This window comes from Streptosporangium sp. DT93 (assembly GCF_049844535.1).
Classification (GTDB): domain Bacteria; phylum Actinomycetota; class Actinomycetes; order Streptosporangiales; family Streptosporangiaceae; genus Streptosporangium.
On sequence record NZ_JBNCLF010000001.1, the window covers coordinates 609,561 to 628,142 of the forward strand.

An 18,582-nucleotide genomic window follows, 5' to 3' on the forward strand; every position below is an offset into this window, starting at 1 on the left:
TTTCGAAGTGTTCGTCTAGTCCAGAGAGCCCCTGCTACGACCCCCAGTCGCCAGTACAGCGCCCCTCACACCCGCTTGCTCCTGTCCCGCAGCTCTAACGAGCCAGCTGCAAATACGGTCGACCGCTAGCGCGACGGCCTAGCGGCACAAGGTCCAGAAGCTTTGCAACGCTCCAAAACTGTGATCATCCCGCGATGAACCGGCAACGATGTACCCAGTATCACGACCTACCCGAATTGCTAGTCTGCTCCAGACGAAGATCACTGGAGCAAGGAGTTGCCGATGGTTGCGAGCGCCGAGTTCCGGCTGAGCATCACACGAGCACTGGCGGACCAGCTCGTTTCCTCACTTGCCTCTCTCGATCCCGAGCCGCTCACCATTCAGACGATCGCCGCACTGCCAAATCGTGCTGGCGTCTACCAGTTGTACGTGAACGGGGACATGGTGTATGTCGGCAAAGCCGACCCGTCCCTCCCAAAGCGACTTAGCAAGCACCACCGCAAGCTCTCCAGCCGCCTGAACATCGACATTCGCGACGTTGGCTATGTCTGCCTATTTGTCGACGAGGATCTCCATGCGGTTGCGCCAGAGCGCTTGCTGATCCACTACTACAAGACCGACGGCGAGGCCCCGTGGAACTTCAACGGATTTGGAAGTAATGATCCTGGGCAGAATCGCGACACCACGATCTTCGAGGCCGACCACTTCGACTCCCAGTATCCAGCCAACCTTAACTGGATCTGTGACGACATCACAGCAGGCCCCTACATAATGTCCGATCTACTCAAACACGTTAAATCCGCACTTCCGTACGTCTTTCGGTATCAGGCGGCCGACTTTCAAAAGGATCTTCATGTAGTGGTTCCAAGCGATGCGCCTACCGCTGACGAGCTATTTATGCTCCTGGGTCAGACGATCGCTCAAGCTCAACCCCAGTGGCAGATCGTCGCGCTCCCAGGCTACGCCATCATGTACCCGAAGCCTGGCCCCTACCCCAGCGCGCGCAAGACCTACCAGTAGCACGATTGATCCGTAGATAGGGCGTATCAACAGTCCGTCTGGCAGCAGCCTCCTCCAGCACGACGCCATTGGGATCTCCCTCCGCAGGGTGCCAAGTCGCCTTCCGGTCTAACCGAGCGGAGCGACACGCGTCTCGAAGGAGACTGACCACCAGCACCACCTGCAGTTTGTCCCTGTTGCCTAGGAGATTCCACGAAAGCAGGGGACGAACTGGCCATGAACGAGCTACCGTGTGAGGTAACCCAAGACGCACAGTAAGCACATAGCTCTCACCTTCACTTATTTCAGCAGGTCACGCGAGGGATGTTCCGGACGTGCCCACCGGCGTCACGCCTTGTCTCTTCAACCAGGAGCTTTGGTGTGTCTGTATCTCCTCATGGCGCCATAGTGGCTATGACGCGTGCTCGGTGTTATGATGCCCTGCTCGGCTGTCTCTCTCGGCGTATCGTCGATCAAGCCGTTGGGCTCTCTATTCCAACAGGCACTCGTCTGCTGGACCAGCCACACAAGCGGCTGTGGCTTGGCATGCTTGCCAGCGAACCCAAGCTGATCGCCGAAACCAACGCGGGCTTCCGCGGGCTCCAGATAACTCCTCCCGCCCAGGGCTTTTCGTTCCGCGTGCGACGCTTGCCCGACAGCTTGACTGTCCAGGTCAGCGCGGCGGTCTATCTGGCTCTGCATCCGACCCTCGCCGAACAGCGCGAAGCGGTGGACGCGGACTTCAGCTCGGGCTCCGAGGGCGCGGGCGTCAAGGATGAACTACGACCAACGCCTTCCGCCGGGAACGCACAGACCAGTGGCAGGGCACCTAGAAACGGGCAAACGAACGGCTACAAGATAGCTCGAATCTGGACAAAGATCGCGATGGAGCCCGTTCAGATCACGGTCCCGCTTTCTTCGGATGGGGCGAGGTCAATACGCGTTGGTGAAGCTGAGATCACGGCCGCGCTGCACTCTGCCGCAGCGCCCCACGCCGGCCTATTTTTCCGACAGCGCCGTCCCGGCGTCCCTGATGGAGGGCTGCCCCACGACCGCGACCTCATCGACGAACGAACCTGGGCCGCGTACAGTGTGCGCAGTCTCGTTCACCCGACAGACATAACACCGCCCGACCATCGAGCGGCTATCGAAATCGACGTTACGCCAATCGACGGTTTCTTTGAGGTATTCGTCGCGGTAGTGAATACCACTCCTGCTCCTACGAATCAGCTAATCGACGGGATCCGCCCCTATGACGAGGCATACCTGGATACTCGTCTCTGTGAGGTGGTGCTGACAGCGTGGGCTGATACCAATATCGAGCCCTATGAGCTGGAGCAGGTTGCCCAGTCCCACCGTTATGAGCGCATCGTTCCCGCGTTCGGCCATGCATCTCCCGTTACCTGCCACGTCAAAGCGGGACAGACCATACTGAGGACTGAGTTCGCCGCCGAAGAACCGACATGGCGCGCTTATCCTCGTGAGGCCTCCAAGGGTCAGCACGGTCGAGAAGCTCCGATCGACACGACCTTCGACTCGCTCATCATGGATCCTGTAGGCACCATCTCCAAACTTGTAGGGATGCTCGAAATCTGGGTCAACGATCACTGGGGGGAAGCCGCCCTCGATGTATTGCAGGCCGCCAGAGGTTGGGATGCCCAGGCGCGGGAGGAAGCCGAACAGGACGCGCGAGCCGCGCGGGAGGAAGTCGAATGGGTGCGAACTGGTCTGGATGCACTGCGCTCCGATCCGCACGTCCGTGACGCCTTCATCGCGGCAAACAAAGTGATCAAAGCCGCCGCACAGGACGAATACTCAGCCTGGCGGCCGTTCCAGATCGCCTGGATCGTCGGTTGCCTTCCCGGGATGGTTGCCCCCAGGAAGTATCCCAAGGTCAACATCGTTTGGTTCCAGACCGGTGGCGGGAAATCAGAGGCCTATCTCGGGCTCATGCTGGTTACGCTCTTCTACGGGCGTTACACAGGAGTTACCGCCGGCGCACAGGTATGGGCCCGGTTCCCGCTGCGGCTGCTCGCCATGCAGCAGACCGAACGCTTCGCGAAGATGGTTTTCAACGCCGAACTGGTCCGTCAAGACGACCCTCGTATCTCCGGAACAGCCGCTTTCGGCATTGGATACTTCGTTGGGGGAGGCAACACTCCCAACAAGCTTTACAAGCCTGGTGGAAATTTCAGCGGCCCTGACCCAAGAGCACCGGAAACAGCGGAAGCGTGCCGAGTCCTGAACGACTGCCCGCTGTGCGGCAATTCCATCGAAGTGAGGTGGGATGACTCAAGCCACACTATGCGACACATATGCAAAAACTCATCCTGTCGTCTGGCTGGAGTATTACCAGTTTGGGGCGTCGATGACGACATCTACCGACGTGCCCCGTCCGTACTGGTAGGTACCGTAGACAAGTTGGCCCAACTCGGACAAAACCAGGCGTTCCAAATTCTCCTCGGGCGCGCACATTCCCGCTGTCCCAGGCACGGCTATTCGGCCAACCCCACCTGGTGTTCAGTGTTCGGCTGCAAGGAAGAACGGCATCCCGTACCAAGAGGTTTTGGGCACATACGCTTGGAGATCGCAGATGAACTCCACTTGCTCGATGAAAGCCTCGGCGCGCTCGACGGCATGTATGAATCTCTCCTACAAACGATCAGCGAGCATCTCAAGAATGAGCCCTTCCAGATCGTCGGCGCGACCGCAACAATCGAGGGATACCACGATCAGGTACGCCATCTCTACGAGCGGGAAGCGCACCGCTTTCCTGTAAACGGCCCAGAACCCGGTGAGACCTTCTGGTCGACGACCAGAGTCGGTGATCCCTTGCGTCGCTATCTCGGCGTACGCTCGCGGGCGAGCACCATGGTCACCGCCACCCGGGAGGTAGCGGTTGTTCATGCGCGTTGGGCGCAGGACCTTCGTGACCACCCTAGGGCCGTGGTCAGAGAGGCTGGGCTCGACGCCAATGATGGCGACGTCGTCGAAACTGCTCGGGTCGCGGGTGAAGACCTGTACGAGGTGCTCGTCGCGTACTGCCTGCGCAACGAAGATCTGACCAGCTTCACCCGTGACCATGCGGTCCGAGAACTTCTCAGCAGCGAGGATAACCTCGTAATTATCAATGGGGACACCGATTCGGGGACCGTACGCTCTGCCGTTTCTAGGCTGGTTACTCCGCCCAAAGACGACTTCAGCCGAGTAAAGATCATCGCAGCCACGAAGGCCATCGGCCACGGTTTCGATGTCGCGAGGCTCGGCGTTATGGCCGTCATGGGCACGCCGACCCAAGCCTCCGAGATCATCCAGGCCTCCGCCCGCGTAGGACGAAGCCACCCCGGCCTGGTAGTCAACGTGATCAATCCGAGCCGGGACAGGGACGCCAGCGTCTACCGCTATTACCCGGAATGGGTTCGTTACCTCGACCGATTGGTTCACAAGGTACCGGTGAACCGCCAGTCCGTACCCGTGCTTAAGCGCGTTCTGCCTGGTGGGCTCATGGCCTGGCTTCTCCAGGTGCTCGATCGAAAATGGATCACCGGAGGCCGTCGGCGCCGCTCCCTCGCCGACTCGACAGCGTTCCGCGAGGCGGTCAACAGCGGTGAGATCAAGCAGGACATGCTCGTCTCACTGCTACGTCGAGGCTTCTACATAAGCGACACGAGCGTCTACCACCGGATGCACCGAGAAGCGATTGACGCTTGGGTCGCGGACCAGCTCACCGCCCTCCCGTTACGCGCGGAAAGCGGCAAACGGATACCTGAACTGCTACGTCCGTCTGTGCCTCGATCTCTTCGTGACATCGAAGAGCCTCTGACTATTTACGGCGACGTATAACCACACGGACAACTAGTTCGCTACGTCGCCATTTTCCGCCTACGAGGAAGAACTTCGTCATGGCCTTCGACAAGCTCAATCGCAGCAATATAGGGGCACTCTGGCGCTACATGCCGGGTCAACCCTACAACTGGTCATCAAGAGGGTCCGTCATCGGGGAACCTCCGCGCCAGGTCACACCCCTCGATGTCCCCGAGGGGTGGGTCGCCCCACAACTCCGCCGTTTGCTCCTCCCCTTCGCCGCTACCAACGCCGCTGGTCCAGGCGCCAAGGCGGAATTGGACATTATCGATCGACGTCAGTTCAATCTGGTCAAGGCTGAGGATCTCAAAGCCAGCCGCTTTCCCAACACCTTTCTGTGCCGGGATTGCCGGGCCTTTCAGAATGTTCGTATCGGGGAGCCAATACCGGCCTGCCCTGTTGGGGAGCATGGACCGATGGAGCAATTCTCCTGGAGTGAAGTCCATGAGTGCGGTCATCTAGAAGAGATCAACGCGCCTCGCTGCGACTCCGGCTGCCGGGCGCCGATGCGTCTGCATAACACGCGCGATCTACAGATATCTCGGTGGTACTGGACCTGTACCCGATGTCGGCAACGCTCCGAACAACCAATCACGCGGTGGTGCTCCACTTGCCGTACCGGCCGACCGCAGGTGATGCGCGTGCCACAGACTTCGGCTTACTACCCACAGCAAATCACGGTGATCAACCCTCCTACCCGAAGTGGCTACGCCGCCCTAGCGCATGAGCGGGTGTACGCGGCGGCCGTAGCACAGAGTCTCGGCATTTTGCCACGTGGCGCGGAAGGGCTACGCCTAGCTGCCGGAACCTCCCTTGCCGACGGCGCTCTGCGGCAGGCACAGGAAACTGCGGCTACCTTGGGACTCAAGCCAGGTGATGACCTGTACGAACAACTCATCGCTAAAGCGAGGCAGCGGACAGACGACACACCTGCTTGGGCTGCGGAAATCGACGCGCTTGGCAAGGATCATGAAACCATCGAGGCGTTCGGCGAAGAGTGTCGCCAACTGGGTCTGGCCTGGGACGCCGCCCCGCTTACGGTCCAGAACCTACTCGCCGGCGATGCTGGAACCCCGCTGGAGCCGATCTACCAGCGATACCGCGAGCTCTTCCTTCACTACGGGTTCGCCGATATCACGCTGCTACGGGAGCTGCCCATCGCTTACATCGTGGCCGGATATACGCGAATCAGTGGAAGAGCTGTGTCCACCACACGTCGCGGCACCGTAACCACAGCACGGTTCCGCTTCTTTCCCGCTGGCCACGATAGTAAGTTCCCCATGTACGGCGTGCGCACCGAGACTGAAGGGCTCCTGTTCCAACTGGACAAGCTCAAGGTGATCCAATGGTTGACCGATTCGGGTGTCATCGTCGATCCCGTCATCAGCACACAGAGGGACGCCCAGAAATGGTTCTATAGAGTCGCTGCCCCAGTAACCGACGCTTTCAGTACTCCCGAGAATCCCATCACGAAAGCGGTTCTAGGGCTCGTCCACTCGATAGCTCACCGTACTATGAAGGCTCTCGCCTCCAGATGCGGACTCAACGTCGATTCGCTCGCCGAGTTCCTATTCCCCACCAACTGTGCTTTCCTTATTTACGCCAACACGCGAAGTGAATTTACACTCGGCGGACTAGAGCACGTATATCGCTTCGATCTAGAAGACGCTTTGCGTGAGCTAGACGCAGAAAAGCGATGCGTATTCGATCCCCCTTGTCGTCGAGATTTCGGCGGAGCATGTGCCGCCTGTCTCCACATTTCAGAAGTTGCTTGCACTCGGTTCAACACCGTCCTCGACCGCAATCTCCTATTCGGCACACTCCCCCCACTCGACGGCTCAGTCCATGCCGATCACGAGGAAGTACAGCGGTGGCACGGATACTGGAGCCGCTAAGACCACTGGTCGCTCTCTACCTTCAGGCCCAGAAGTCGGTTGATATCGCAGCTGCCGCGACCAACTTCGCGGCAGCTGCGGGCACCGGCGATGGGATTGTCGAGCTGATCGGTAGCGCAGTGACAGATCGACGCCTTGTCTCACCTGTGCTGATCCACGCGGGCGTTCTAGATCAGAAAGGGCAAGTTACCCCAACGGCCCCTCTCCTTTTGGCTCAGGCACACGCCATGACCGTAATGGCCGTGGAGGAGAGCTGGGATCTCGTCCTGACTGTGCCCGCCTTCTTCAAAACGACTCTTGGATTGATGACGCGTGATCATGGAGGGCCTGGCCTCCCTCTCGACACTGGGACGACGATACGCGCTGTCGCCGAGCAAGCCCGGAGTCGCTTAGTAATCGCCGCGCCATATCTACACGCGTCATTCATCGAAGTGCTCGCTCCCTACGTGAAAGCGCTGCTGAAATCAGGCGGCTCTACTCTCGTGATCACACGAGGACTAGCATGCGCTTCACCTTCTCGTTCAAATTTCAATATCGATGCGGTCGCCGTGTTGCGGAAGGCAGTCGGCACCGCTAGCGAACGACTGTCTGTCCGTTCCTGGGATGAGAGTGGGCTGGGCATCCACTTCAAGGTGGTCATGGCCGACAGCAATATCGCATATATCGGTTCGGCGAACCTAACTCCGGGGGGTACGTCCGCTCATGCCGAGGCGGGCGTGCTGCTACGGGGCACCAAGGTCAGCGACCTAGCCCGATGGCTTGAAGCTGTAGCGCAGCAGCTCACTCCGCGTTGAGTGAGACACTCAACCGAGTTTCCCGGCGAATCCGGCATTCTTCATTCAACGTTCCCACCTAGGGCTCGGCACGATTCGTTCCCGATGGCCTTCCTTAAAGAAAACGCCCATCGGGATAGCGGTTCGCCTGCACCCTATGCCATACGATATGGTGGAAATATACAATCTTCTGATCAAGGCGAACTCGATCTACCGGCGAGAGTCGGTCGCCGGAGTCCTCTCCCTAGCGAGCTCCAATAGGTTTAGGCACTTATAACGTCGGCCATACGTGGGGGATCGCAAGGACGATATCTTGATCTGCTCGGGGGAGGCGAAGCAATCGCGGCGATGCACGCCTCTGCACAGGGATGACGAAAGTCGAAGATCATAAAACCGTCAGCTCAGCCTACGCGGATTTAAGTCCTGCACCTGCCACACCAGCAGAAAAAGCCCTCTCACCAGCGCAAACGCGGTGCGGAGGCTTTTTCATTTCTGATCTACGATTCCCCGTGATTCCCCGCTATTTCCCTTGAGATCTGACACGCCCGTGGCACGTGATCACGCTCCGGATCATGCACGAACGCGCACACTTCCCCCGCCGGATCTTCCCGTCTGCCTCGTCCCACCCCGGAGGGGCAACAGCTCGGGGACGGAGGAGCAAGGCCGTCTTCGCGTGTACGTCAACCGGTAGACGTTCCTCCGCCATGAGATGCCAACGGTCACAGACGGCCTTGATCCGGAGGAGTCGAGATGTTGGGCTTGCCTGGGACGTGGCAGACGGGAAGATCCGGCTTCCACCTCAACCACCTATGGTCTTTGTGCTGGAACGTCGATCATCCCGGAGCTGAGTGCCCCCGCCGGAGGCATTCGGTTGATGCCGGGCGAGATTCCAGATCTGAGAGAGCGAGCAGCCGGCGCAATGCGAAGCACCCGAAGGGCCTCGAAGAGGTTGGGCCGGTCAGTCGAAGCTCTCGCCCCTGGGCGGCGGTGCGGCCCCACTGCGGCGGGCGATGGGCGAGTGCGGCGCGCGGGCGGTGCGGCGGGCGGGCCGATTCTCGCCGCCGTTCGGGACCGGCGCCCACGCCGCACGCCCGAACGGCGGGCGGGTGGAGGGCCGTGCGGCGGCGCGGCGCGCCGCCGCCCTTGATCCATACAAGATTAATTCGGCAATGCTCTGCGGCAGCGTGATGGCTCTGCTCATGCCCGTGTACGTCGGGGATGTTGGCCTGTAACTTCGCTGTGTGGCTACCAACGAAGAGCGGTCGCGGTGGATCGTGCACGGGGAACGGCTGGTCTATGACAACCGGTGGATCCGGCTGGGGCTCGTTGACGTGGCGATCCCGGACGGGGAGCGGTTCGAGCATCATGCGGTGCATCTGGATCGGGCGGCGATCGCCGTGGTGGTCGACGAGCAGAACAGAGTGCTGATGATGTGGCGGCACCGGTTCCTGTTCGACCGGTGGGGCTGGGAGCTTCCCGGCGGTCTGGTCGACGCCGGCGAGGAGGCGATCACGACGGCTGCTCGTGAGGTGGAGGAGGAGACGGGGTATCGGCCCAAGGAGATCGAGCCTTTGATCACCTACCAGCCGATGGCGGGCATGGTCGACTCCGAGCACAGTCTGTTCCTGGTGCGGGGTGCCGATCTGGTCGGGAGTCCGACCGGGGAGATCGAGGCGGATCTCATCGAGTGGGTGCCAATGGCGGAGATCCCGGCGATGATCGCTCGCGGTGACATCTGGACGTCGGGGACGTTGATCGGTCTGTTCGCGGCGCGGGATCGGCTCAGCGCAACGAACGGCTGACGGCTCGGGCGAGTTCCTCGACGCGTCGGCGTTGCCGGCTGGAGCCGGTCATCGTAGCGAGGTGCTGAGCGCGCTGGATGTGAGGTTGGGCGGCGTCGGGCTCTCCACGGGCGAGAAGAGCATGGCCCAGGTCGCAGCGGACGCCGGATTCGGCGCGGTTGTAGGTGCCGTCCATCCCGGCCAGTGCTGAGCGCAGGTCCTCGACGGTTCCCGGATCGCCGAAGCGCACCAGGCAACTCCCCCGCCAGCGGGCCAGGTGGTGGGCGTTGACCGACAGGTAAGGCATGTCGGGGTCGGCGTCGCCCTCGGGTAGAAATGCGGCGGCCTGTTCCAGAGCGGTACGGCAGGTCGTCTCGTCGCCGAGGATCGCGGCGCCTTCGGCTTCGGCCGCGGACATCCAGGTGCGGAGCCTGGCGGGGATGCGGTCGCGGTAGGTGGCGTGGATGTACTGGAGGAGTTCGGTGCCTTCGGCGGGGCGTCCGAGTTCCATCAGGACGTATGCCTGTTCGCCGGAGACGTAGGCGATGAGGGCGGGGTCGTCGGCTTCGCGGGCGGCGGCTTTGGCGTGCTCGTAGTGGTTCCAGGCGTCGTTGAGGGCTCCGGTGTGGATGGCCTGCCATCCGGCCAGTGAGGCGGTCTCGGCCAGGACGTGGGCGAGCTGGGCGCGGATGCCGGGGCGTACGGCGTGGCGGTGGGCGTGTTCAACGTGGGAAATCTGAGCGCGCATCTTGTCGGCGATGGCGATGCCGCCAACACGGCGGTCCATGAGGCGCAGATTGTTGGTGTCGGTGGTGAGGATCATGACCATGGTGGGGTCGATAGCGGCGGCTGCTTCGATCCGGGCGGTCAGTTCCTCGCTCTGCTCCTGGTGGTGGTCGCCGTAGTTCCCGGTGGGGGATGCGGTGTCGAGCGGGGCCAGGCCGAAGAGCATGCGGGCGTGGTCGGGCAGGCCGAGACCGGTGGCGATGCGCTCGTAGACGTCCAGCTCGGTGATGTGGGACTGGTTTCGGCTGATCCGGCTGACGCGTCCCTGGGACAGGCCGGTTGCCGCGCCGATGTCCACTTGGCTGGCGCCTGCGTACTTCGCGGCGAGTTTGAAAAGTCCTGCTACGTCGCGATTTTTGAGGATTTCCCTGCTGTCTTCGCGGTCCCATACTTCGACTGGGATCTTGATCGGCTCAAAAGCACTCCCGTTCATTCCGCCCTCCGGCTGTCGGTTCCCGAGGTGGTGCGTCGCTACATGTCGAGACCCTATATGCCTTGGTGGAATATACGCGTGGGATAGGGCTGAGAAGTTCTTCCATCGATCCTTTCCGGTATGACAACACCGGTTAAGTGCGATGAATGTGATGGGCGCGGCTGGAAGATCGTTACGCGGCGGGGACATGTCGCTACCTCGTTTCTGGGAGGTGCGGTTTCCTCTCAGGAGGACTGCCTGTACTGCGACGGTCCCGAGCCCATTGTCGAGATGTTCGAGTGGGAGGTCTTCACCTCCGAGGGCGTCGACCGGCTCGGGCCGTGCGGCACCAGCTCGGGGCAGGCGACCTCGATGGACGAGCTGCGCAAGGCGCTGCGCAGGCTGGAGCCGCAACCGGCGCTGTGGGGGCGGATCACGCGGCGGGTCTACGACTTCGGCATGGCGCCGGGCGACTGGTCACGCCAGGTGATCTTTCACGCCACCGTGGACCTGGCCGGTTCGGTGCGTTTCGAGCGGCGGGAATCGTGAGCGAGGATTTCTCTCGACGAGGAGCGTCATGCCTGTCCGAGCATCTCGTTCCGGCTGCTCCGGGATGCGTGCCTTTGGCCTGGCATAGGTCGCGGCGTTTCGGGCGGGTTCGGGTAGTGGCCTGGACCTGCCATGAGCATCGGGTGACGTTTTACGAGTTGTGCGATGCGGGCGGGTTGTCGTTCGTTCGTAAGACGGTTCAGGACAAAGGGAAGGTGACCGTTTTTCACAGCGATGCGTGGTCGCCTGCTCAGGCACGGGTGGTGTGGATCAGAGTTCTGGCAGGGTTGGCCAGGTAGTTGTTTCCCGCTGTCGCGGGTCCTGACAGGGCTGCTCTTAGCCGGTACTGTACTTGTGCAGACAAGTGGAAGAGTGATCGGGCGGTTAAGATGAGCAAGGATTTCGCCCCTCCGAAGTATGCCCAGGTGATGGGCACGATTCAGGAGCGCATCGAGGCCGGGCAGTACGCGGCCGGTGACATGCTGCCCTCGGAGACGCAGCTCGTCAGAGAGTTCGGTGTAGGTCGCACGACAGTGGTGCGGGCGCTTCAGACACTGGCCATGCAAGGCTGGATCGAGCGTGAGCACGGCCGCGGTTCGTTCGTGAAGGGCCGTCCCGAGAGTGCCGTCGATCGCATCCGGCCGGGGCTGGCGGTTGCTGAGCAGGCCGAGAGTGGTGACATGGTCACCGATGTCGCCCGTGTTCCGGCTCCTCGCCACATCGCCCGTCTTCTCGGCGTTGAGGACAAGACCCCGGTGATCTCGCGTCGGCGGGTAGCCAGGCAGGGGGGGCGGCTGTCGGCGGTGGAGACCCTGTGGTTCCCGTTGGAGATCGCGTTGGGTACCGATGTCGACAAGCCCGAACCGCTGGCGCGCGGGGTGCGTCATCATCTCCAGGCGGTCAAGCATCTGCGCTTCGATCACGTCACCGAGCGGTTGACCGCGCGCAACCCCACCAAGGAAGAGGCCGAGTTGCTCGGCTCTTCGAAGCCCGTCATGGGTGTGCTGGCCAGCGTGCATGATGCCGCCGGGGCTGTGCTCCTGGTGATGAGTGTGGCGCTTCCCGGTGACCTTCACGAACTTCAGGACGTCTACCCGGTGAGCTAACTAGGCGTTGCGCCAGGCATCTGTGACGCAGGAAGCCTCGAAGTGCCACCAACCGTCTTCCTCGCCACGCGTCAGTAGCGCCTTTATCCTGCCGAGTTCTGCGCGGGCCGGCACGTTGAAGGCGACCAGCGGCAGTTCCTTACTGAAAACCTCTCCCCCCAGGCCGAACGGCGCCAACCGCTCGTGCACGGCCTCAGCGCTTGCCCCAAGTGAACCGCTGGGAACGGGCAGGACCCGAACGGTGCAGTTTCCCGACGCTTCTACGCGCTCCGTGGACCAGTGGAGGCCGTCGGCATTGGTAAGAAACCGCACGACATCTCCCTCGGCCACCCCGTCCTGCAGGAAGGGGACATTCTCCAGGCGCGCGGTGTCCTCGCTGATCCGCGTGGCCCAAAGCCCCTCGGTGTCATAGGGAAGCCAACCTTCTCGCGGCACGAACCGGAACCAGACCTTGATCCGGTTGTTCTCGACGGTGTTGTGCTCCGGCGAAGTCATGGAGGCCATGACCGACATGATCGCGCATCCTCCTTGAGCACCGAGCGCCGTTAGGACGCCCGAGAGGCAGGCCCGCACACATGGCCATCCCTTCTCCGCCGATCCACTCATTCACTTGTGCGGACAAGTTGCTGTAAGCTACTCTCAACTTAATCGGACAAGTGGACGACCGAACATCGATCGTCCAAGTGAAAGGAACACCCGACATGGCCATCCAAGGCCCCATCCCAGTCCACTTCGGACAGGTCTTCCCGCACGGCTGCTTCATCGTCGGCGAGGTCGAGCAGGTCAAGGACTTCGACGCCTCGTCCAAGGGCCGCACCGTCTACGCCAAGGACAAGAACACCGGAGAGCTGGTGTGGCAGGTCGCCGTCATGGACGCCGACCCGACCGTGAAGGCCGGCCAGAAGACGGTCTCGGTCAAGATCCTCTCCCCCATCCAGCCCGTCGTTCCGGCCGCGCTGCCGGGCCTGCCGTTCGTGCCGGTGGAGTTCGACGGCATGACCGCCACCGCCTACGTCAACCAGAACACCGGCCGTCTGGCCTGGTCCATCCGAGCAACGTCGATGCGTCCTCCCCGCTCCGCCGCGACTCCCGCTCGGCAGAGCGCTCCGGCGCCGGTCAAGGAGACGGCCGGTAAGGACGTGGCGGCGTGAGCGAACACAAGCCCTACACCTACGTCACCGCGTCGATTCACGAGGGCGTCACCCGATTCGATGTCTCGTTTTGCACCTCGGAGATGTCGGCCAAGGCGTTCGGGGGCGACGGTGAGCGACCGTTCCTGGCCCTGTCCAGCACTGAGGCACACATGACGGTCACCACCACGGGCGGCGGGCCGGTCACCGAGCAGGACGTGACCCTCGCGCGGGAGATCTTCACCGCTTCTGCGCGCTACCTGGCCAACTGCGAGCGCCTCCACGCGGAACAGCCGACCAACCCCACCGACCAGACCACACCGGCCGGTGAGGTCGCGGCCTGACATGTAAGCGGGGCCGCCAGAAGCGCCAACTTCCGGCGGCCCCTCGGTTCTCCCTCTCACGCGAATTCAAGGAAGGCCCCCAGCCTAATGTTCAAGAAACTGTCCGGCGACGAGGCGCAGAACCTCGTCTCCACCACCCCCGATACCGCCGTCGTCTTCCGCCCGGCCGTTCTTCGCACCCCGGCGATCGTCACCATTGTGATCTTCGCGTGGCGACTGCTGGCCAGTGCCCTGCGGCTGCTGTGGCGCCACCCCATCGCCTCGGCCGTCGCGCTCACCCCAGGCGCGGTCACCTACGTCTGCGGCTGGCGTTGGGGCCTCGGCCTCGTCACCGTGACCCCTCTCAGCCTCACCACCTGGTTCTTCCTCGCTCGTCCCTCGTTCCTTCGCTTGCTGGGCTGGCGTCTGTTGGCCTGGTGGAGGCTGGTGTGGGTCTACCGGCGGCACTGGCAACCGGTAATGATCATCTCCGGGCTCGGACGACACTTACGCGGCCGGGATTACCTGCCTCGCGTCGTCCGCGTCACCTGCACCTCGTGGGCCGACGTGGTCACGGTGCGGATGCTCACCGGACAGGCGGTCAAGGACTGGGCCGACCGCACCGAGCACCTCGCCCACGGGTTCGGCGCTCGCTCCTGCCGGGTCTCCATCGCGCGCTCCGGCCGACTGCTGCTCGTCTTCCCCCGCCGTGATCCCCTCGCCACACCGCTCCCGGCCGTACCGGTCCCAGATGAGGCATCGGTGGGGCCGGTGGAGGTCGGCAAGTGTGAAGACGGCAAGCCCTGGCTCCTGAAGGTCCACGGCACTCACGTCCTGGTCGCCGGGGCCACCGGGGCGGGCAAGGGCTCGGTCATCTGGTCAGCGATCCGCGGCCTACTGCCCGCCACGCGTGCGGGTCTGGCACAGGTGTGGGCGCTGGATCCCAAGCGGATGGAGTTGTCCTATGGACGTGACCTGTTCGGCGACCGCTACGCCGCGAGCCCGGCCGACTGCGCCGATCTCCTCGAAGCAGCAGTAAAGATCATGCAGGAGCGGGCCGACCGCTACGCCGGACTCCAGCGCTCCCACACCCCCACCGTCGATGACCCGTTCGTCCTGGTGGTCGTCGACGAGGTGGCGTTCCTGACCGCCTACCAGTCAGACAAGGGCCTCAAGCTCCGTATCTCCGCTGCCCTGGCGACGCTCACCACGCAGGGCCGCGCGGTCGGCTTCGGTGTCCTGGCCGCTCTCCAGGACCCGCGCAAAGAGGTCATGAACATCCGCAACCTGTTCCCTGACAAGATCGCCCTCCGCCTGGATGAGTCCGAGCAGGTCGACATGGTGCTCGGCGACGGCGCACGCGACCGCGGGGCACTGGCCGATCACATCTCCCCCATCCCCCAGCAGGGCGCCGGTATCGGCTACGTCCGCCTGGAGACCTCACCCGACCCGATCCGGGTCCGTGCCGCCTACGTCTCCGACAGCGACATCCGCGCGATGGCCATGGAGGTGACCGCGTGAGGGTCAGCTTCTACGGCACCGACGAGGAGATCACCCGCCTCTGCGAGCGGCCCATCCTCGCCGCCCTGGGACCGCACCACACTCAGCCCGTCCTGGCCTTCGAGCTGTTCAACGTCCGCGTCACCGCCGACCCGTACCAGACCATGTTCCGGCTGGTGGCCGACCTGTCCGAAGTACGGGAGAGGGACGACCGTGACTGAGCTGGCCTACATCCTCGACGGCCTGCGCTGCGCGGCCTGCCACGCGGTCAACACGTTGTGGCTGGACCTGATCCGCGGCCTGGTCGAGTGCCGCGAATGCGGACAGGGCGCACTCCTCGACCACGAGCAGGAGGCGGACGCGTGAGCAACCCCAACGACCGCAGCCTGTCACGCGCCGAGCGTCAGACGATGCCGCTCGCGCTGGATGTGGCGGTGGAGATCGCCAAACACAACGGGGTGTGCATCCGGCCGGTGGTCCTGCGTCGGCTGGACACCCGCACCGGGCTCACCGAGGACGTCAACGTGCCCTGCGGGGCCACCATGGACGCCAAATGCTCGTCATGCGCCCGGCGTAACCGCTACCTGCGGATGGCCCAGTGCCGGGAAGGCTGGCATCTGGAGGCCGAACCCTCGATCACCCCGGATGAGCCCAACGAGGAACAGCTCTGGTTGGTGGAGTTCCGCGCGGACATGCAGGCTCAGCGCGATGCCGCGGAAAAGGCCGGCGACGACACCGCCGATCTGGACGCGATCCTCGCCGGGCTGGATGCCGAGATCACCGCGGCCGGGATGCGCGGCACCCTGCTCGGCCGTACCGCCGCCAAGCGCAACCGCTCGACCCGGCGACGCCAGGACGCCCCCGACCTACCCAGGAAGGTCCGGCAGAACACCACCCTGGGACGGACGTTCACCAGCTCCGACGGGATGGTCTACCGGCCGTCGCTGTTCGTCACGCTCACGCTCCCCTCCTACGGCAAGGTGCGCAACGGCGTGCCCATCGACCCGGATACCTACAACTACCGGCGGGCGGTCCGGGACGCGCTGCACTTCTCCAAGCTCGTCGACCGCTTCGTGCAGAACCTGCGCCGCGTCGCGGGCTATGACCTGCAGTACTTCTCCTCGGTCGAGCCACAGAAGCGACTCGCGCCACATCTGCACATGGCCATCCGCGGCACCATGCCGCGCGCCGAGGTCAAGGCGATCGCGGCGGCCACCTACCACCAGGTGTGGTGGCCATCGGTTGACGAGGTGCGCTTCGAGGGCGATCACCTGCCGGTGTGGGTCGAACGTCCCGCACCGGAAGACGGCACCCCCTACCCGGATGGACAAGACGGTGACTACCTCGATCCGGTCACTGGCGAAGTGCTGCCCACCTGGCGCGAAGCGCTCGACCGGCTCGACGCCGACGAGGAGGCCGAACCGCTGCACGTGGTCCGCTTCGGTGACCAGGTCGATGTTCAGGGTGTCCTCGGCGGCACTCCGGATGCCGACCAGTGCATCCGCTACCTGAGCAAGTACCTGACCAAGAGCCTCGGCGACACCCTCGACGCCGACAATCCAGCCCAGCGTGACCACGCGGCCCGCATGGTCGAGGCGCTCCGCTACGAACCCTGCTCCCCGGCCTGCCCGAACTGGCTGCGCTACGGAGTCCAGCCCAAGAACTCCAAGACGGGCATGACGCCGGGCCGGTGCCGAAGCAAAGCGCACAAGCCCGAACACCTCGGCTACGCGGGCCGCCGCGTCCTGGTCTCGCGCAAGTGGTCGAACAAGACCCTGTCCGAGCACAGACGCGACCGGCGCACCTGGGTCATGGAAGCGCTCGGCCTGGCCGACGAGCCCGTCGACCCGCACCGCTACGTCTGGAAGCCCGTCCCGGCCGGCGACGGCAACATCCCCTCCCTGGCCCTGCGACTGCTGCGCATGGTCGCCGAACGCCAGCGCTGGCGAGCAAGCCTGGTCGCTCTCCAGGTGAAAGCCACCGGCCAACTCACACCCGACTGTTCGGCAACGAGGGAGGCGGCATGACGGATGACCTCGATCACCTGCTTCTCCGACCGGAGAGGGCGGCGGAGCTTCTCAGCATCGGCCGGACCACGGTCTACGCGCTGATGCGGTCGGGCGCTCTCCGCTCAGTCCGTGTCGGCACCCTTCGCAGGATTCCCCCGACCGCGCTCGCCGAGTTCGTCGCGCATCTGGAAGAGGAGCAAGCAGCATGAGCACCAAGAAGCGTGGCCACAACGAGGACTCGATCTACAAGGACGGCGACCGGTGGCGCGGGGCGATCTCCATCGGATACGGACCAGACGGGAAACGTCTCCGCAAGAAGGTCTCCGGCAAGACCCGACCCGAGGTCGTCGAGAAGATTCGGAAGATCCGTGAGGGCATCGCCAAGGGTCTGCCGGTCCCCGACGACAAGATCACCGTTGGTGCTTTCCTCGACCGATGGTTGTCGACACTCCCCGGTCACATCGCGGATTCGACCTTGGACGACTACGAGGACACGGTGCGACTCCACCTCAAGCCGGGGCTCGGGCGGCACAAGCTCACCGCGCTGACCGTCGCCCACGTCGATGCCCTGTGGCAGGCCAAGCGGGCGAAGTACAAGCCCAACAGTGTCCGGATCATGCGGGCCGTCCTGCGCAAGGCACTCGGGCAGGCTGAGCGTGAGGGCCTGGTGGCGCGGAACGTCGCGGCGCTGTCGATGCCTCCCCGGCTCAACACCGACGAGGGCCGTACGCTCACGATCGACCAGTCGCACAAGCTTCTCGACGAGGTCGCGGAGCATCGAATGGGGGCGCTCGTCCTCCTGGCGCTCGTCTTCGGCCTTCGCCGCGGTGAGGCTCTCGGGCTGATGTGGAGCGGCTTCGACCCGGAGGCCAGAACCCTGCGTGTGGCGCACGCGGTGAAACGGATCAAGAACCGCACCCCCGGCGCGGAACGCAAGACCAAGCTTGTGATCACCGAACTCAAGACCAGGAAGTCACGCCGTACGCTCTGCCTGACGCCCGAGTTGGTCGACGCGCTCAAGCGGCATCGGGCCGTGCACAACGCGGAACGTCTCCAGGCCGGAGAGGAGTGGGCCGAGCACGGGCTGATCTTCCCTTCGATGCTCGGCAACCCGTCCGACCCCGACACCTTCTCCCACCTGTTCTCGAAGCTGGCGCAGAAGGCCGGCCTCGGTCACTGGCACCCGCACGAGCTGCGGCACTCCGGGGCCTCGCTCATGCTCGCCCAGGGCACACCGCTGCACGTCGTCTCCGACGTCCTCGGGCACGCCAGCATCGCGATCACCAAGGATGTCTACGGGCATCTGATGGAGGGGGACAAGCGAGCGGCGTCTGCGGCGATCTCCGGGGCTCTGCTGGGCAGGTCCGCGCCTTTGGCTCCCAGGTTGGCTCCCACCGACACCGAAGAGACCGGTTGAGCGGCACAACGAAAAAGGCCCCTGACGGCGTAATGCCT

The 18,582-nt window shown here is 63.5% G+C and carries 17 protein-coding genes; 15 read left to right on the top strand and 2 right to left on the bottom strand.

Features of this window, described 5'->3' with window-relative positions; translation table 11 throughout:
- The first annotated feature begins 282 nt into the window (after nucleotides 1-282).
- From ACLQ2R_RS02805 to ACLQ2R_RS02825, 5 genes are all read left to right on the top strand, one after another.
- Entirely contained in the window at nucleotides 283-1,020 is a 738-nt protein-coding gene (locus ACLQ2R_RS02805; protein ID WP_425957665.1) for a hypothetical protein, read from the top strand.
- Between the two features lie 525 nt (nucleotides 1,021-1,545).
- Nucleotides 1,546-4,842 (top strand): hypothetical protein, encoded by a 3,297-nt coding sequence (locus tag ACLQ2R_RS02810; RefSeq protein WP_425957666.1) that lies wholly within the window; start codon nucleotides 1,546-1,548, stop codon nucleotides 4,840-4,842.
- A gap of 59 nt (nucleotides 4,843-4,901) precedes the next feature.
- Nucleotides 4,902-6,758 carry a hypothetical protein gene (locus ACLQ2R_RS02815; protein WP_425957667.1) on the top strand — a complete coding sequence of 619 codons (1,857 nt, stop codon included), beginning with the start codon at nucleotides 4,902-4,904 and terminating at the stop codon, nucleotides 6,756-6,758.
- Nucleotides 6,734-7,552 (top strand): phospholipase D-like domain-containing protein, encoded by an 819-nt coding sequence (locus tag ACLQ2R_RS02820; protein WP_425957668.1) that lies wholly within the window; start codon nucleotides 6,734-6,736, stop codon nucleotides 7,550-7,552. The genes ACLQ2R_RS02815 and ACLQ2R_RS02820 overlap by 25 nt, the downstream gene beginning before the upstream one ends.
- Before the next feature lie 1,220 nt (nucleotides 7,553-8,772).
- Nucleotides 8,773-9,333, top strand: a complete 561-nt coding sequence (locus tag ACLQ2R_RS02825; RefSeq protein ID WP_425957669.1) for an NUDIX hydrolase — start codon at nucleotides 8,773-8,775, stop codon at nucleotides 9,331-9,333.
- On the opposite strand, the gene ACLQ2R_RS02830 is transcribed toward ACLQ2R_RS02825, so the two are convergent.
- Complete coding sequence (locus ACLQ2R_RS02830) at nucleotides 9,314-10,396, bottom strand: XRE family transcriptional regulator (RefSeq protein ID WP_425957670.1); 1,083 nt, start codon at nucleotides 10,394-10,396, stop codon at nucleotides 9,314-9,316. The genes ACLQ2R_RS02825 and ACLQ2R_RS02830 overlap by 20 nt on opposite strands.
- A gap of 405 nt (nucleotides 10,397-10,801) precedes the next feature.
- On the opposite strand from ACLQ2R_RS02830, the gene ACLQ2R_RS02835 reads away from it, so the two are divergent.
- Both ACLQ2R_RS02835 and ACLQ2R_RS02840 read left to right on the top strand, forming a co-directional pair.
- Nucleotides 10,802-11,059: a hypothetical protein gene (locus ACLQ2R_RS02835; protein ID WP_425957671.1), complete on the top strand. Its 258-nt coding sequence runs from the start codon at nucleotides 10,802-10,804 to the stop codon at nucleotides 11,057-11,059.
- A gap of 389 nt (nucleotides 11,060-11,448) precedes the next feature.
- The gene (locus ACLQ2R_RS02840) at nucleotides 11,449-12,165 is read left to right on the top strand and encodes a GntR family transcriptional regulator (protein ID WP_425957672.1); all 717 of its coding nucleotides are present in this window, start codon (nucleotides 11,449-11,451) and stop codon (nucleotides 12,163-12,165) included.
- Here ACLQ2R_RS02840 and ACLQ2R_RS02845 read toward each other — a convergent pair whose 3' ends face one another.
- A complete protein-coding gene (locus ACLQ2R_RS02845) occupies nucleotides 12,166-12,678 on the bottom strand; it encodes a DUF4265 domain-containing protein (RefSeq protein WP_425957673.1) in 513 nt (170 codons plus the stop codon).
- A gap of 188 nt (nucleotides 12,679-12,866) precedes the next feature.
- Between ACLQ2R_RS02845 and ACLQ2R_RS02850 the strand changes: the two genes are divergently transcribed.
- The 8 genes from ACLQ2R_RS02850 to ACLQ2R_RS02885 all read left to right on the top strand — a co-directional run bounded on the left by ACLQ2R_RS02850 (nucleotide 12,867) and on the right by ACLQ2R_RS02885 (nucleotide 18,544).
- Entirely contained in the window at nucleotides 12,867-13,316 is a 450-nt protein-coding gene (locus ACLQ2R_RS02850; RefSeq protein ID WP_425957674.1) for a plasmid replication, integration and excision activator, read from the top strand.
- The gene (locus ACLQ2R_RS02855; RefSeq protein ID WP_425957675.1) at nucleotides 13,313-13,639 is read left to right on the top strand and encodes a hypothetical protein; all 327 of its coding nucleotides are present in this window, start codon (nucleotides 13,313-13,315) and stop codon (nucleotides 13,637-13,639) included. The genes ACLQ2R_RS02850 and ACLQ2R_RS02855 overlap by 4 nt, the downstream gene beginning before the upstream one ends.
- Before the next feature lie 87 nt (nucleotides 13,640-13,726).
- On the top strand, nucleotides 13,727-15,139 hold the full coding sequence (locus ACLQ2R_RS02860) for an FtsK/SpoIIIE domain-containing protein (RefSeq protein WP_425957676.1): 1,413 nt from the start codon (nucleotides 13,727-13,729) through the stop codon (nucleotides 15,137-15,139).
- Nucleotides 15,136-15,339, top strand: a complete 204-nt coding sequence (locus tag ACLQ2R_RS02865; protein WP_425957677.1) for a hypothetical protein — start codon at nucleotides 15,136-15,138, stop codon at nucleotides 15,337-15,339. Before ACLQ2R_RS02860 ends, ACLQ2R_RS02865 begins: the two co-directional genes overlap by 4 nt.
- Nucleotides 15,332-15,484, top strand: a complete 153-nt coding sequence (locus tag ACLQ2R_RS02870) for a hypothetical protein (RefSeq protein WP_389921938.1) — start codon at nucleotides 15,332-15,334, stop codon at nucleotides 15,482-15,484. Before ACLQ2R_RS02865 ends, ACLQ2R_RS02870 begins: the two co-directional genes overlap by 8 nt.
- On the top strand, nucleotides 15,481-17,145 hold the full coding sequence (locus ACLQ2R_RS02875) for a replication initiator (RefSeq protein WP_425957678.1): 1,665 nt from the start codon (nucleotides 15,481-15,483) through the stop codon (nucleotides 17,143-17,145). The genes ACLQ2R_RS02870 and ACLQ2R_RS02875 overlap by 4 nt, the downstream gene beginning before the upstream one ends.
- Nucleotides 17,142-17,336, top strand: coding sequence for a helix-turn-helix domain-containing protein (locus ACLQ2R_RS02880; RefSeq protein WP_425957679.1), 195 nt, complete (start codon nucleotides 17,142-17,144; stop codon nucleotides 17,334-17,336). Before ACLQ2R_RS02875 ends, ACLQ2R_RS02880 begins: the two co-directional genes overlap by 4 nt.
- Nucleotides 17,333-18,544 (top strand): tyrosine-type recombinase/integrase, encoded by a 1,212-nt coding sequence (locus ACLQ2R_RS02885; protein ID WP_425957680.1) that lies wholly within the window; start codon nucleotides 17,333-17,335, stop codon nucleotides 18,542-18,544. Before ACLQ2R_RS02880 ends, ACLQ2R_RS02885 begins: the two co-directional genes overlap by 4 nt.
- Nucleotides 18,545-18,582 lie beyond the last annotated feature (38 nt).

Coding starts and splice junctions, on each gene's coding strand:
- ACLQ2R_RS02815 (WP_425957667.1), top strand. CDS start 4,902: ATGGCCTTCGACAAGCTCAATCGCAGCAATATAGGGGCACTCTGGCGC.
- ACLQ2R_RS02810 (WP_425957666.1), top strand. CDS start 1,546: ATGCTTGCCAGCGAACCCAAGCTGATCGCCGAAACCAACGCGGGCTTC.
- ACLQ2R_RS02835 (WP_425957671.1), top strand. CDS start 10,802: ATGTTCGAGTGGGAGGTCTTCACCTCCGAGGGCGTCGACCGGCTCGGG.
- ACLQ2R_RS02805 (WP_425957665.1), top strand. CDS start 283: ATGGTTGCGAGCGCCGAGTTCCGGCTGAGCATCACACGAGCACTGGCG.
- ACLQ2R_RS02860 (WP_425957676.1), top strand. CDS start 13,727: ATGTTCAAGAAACTGTCCGGCGACGAGGCGCAGAACCTCGTCTCCACC.
- ACLQ2R_RS02850 (WP_425957674.1), top strand. CDS start 12,867: ATGGCCATCCAAGGCCCCATCCCAGTCCACTTCGGACAGGTCTTCCCG.
- ACLQ2R_RS02840 (WP_425957672.1), top strand. CDS start 11,449: ATGAGCAAGGATTTCGCCCCTCCGAAGTATGCCCAGGTGATGGGCACG.
- ACLQ2R_RS02885 (WP_425957680.1), top strand. CDS start 17,333: ATGAGCACCAAGAAGCGTGGCCACAACGAGGACTCGATCTACAAGGAC.
- ACLQ2R_RS02880 (WP_425957679.1), top strand. CDS start 17,142: ATGACGGATGACCTCGATCACCTGCTTCTCCGACCGGAGAGGGCGGCG.
- ACLQ2R_RS02845 (WP_425957673.1), bottom strand. CDS start 12,678: ATGTCGGTCATGGCCTCCATGACTTCGCCGGAGCACAACACCGTCGAG.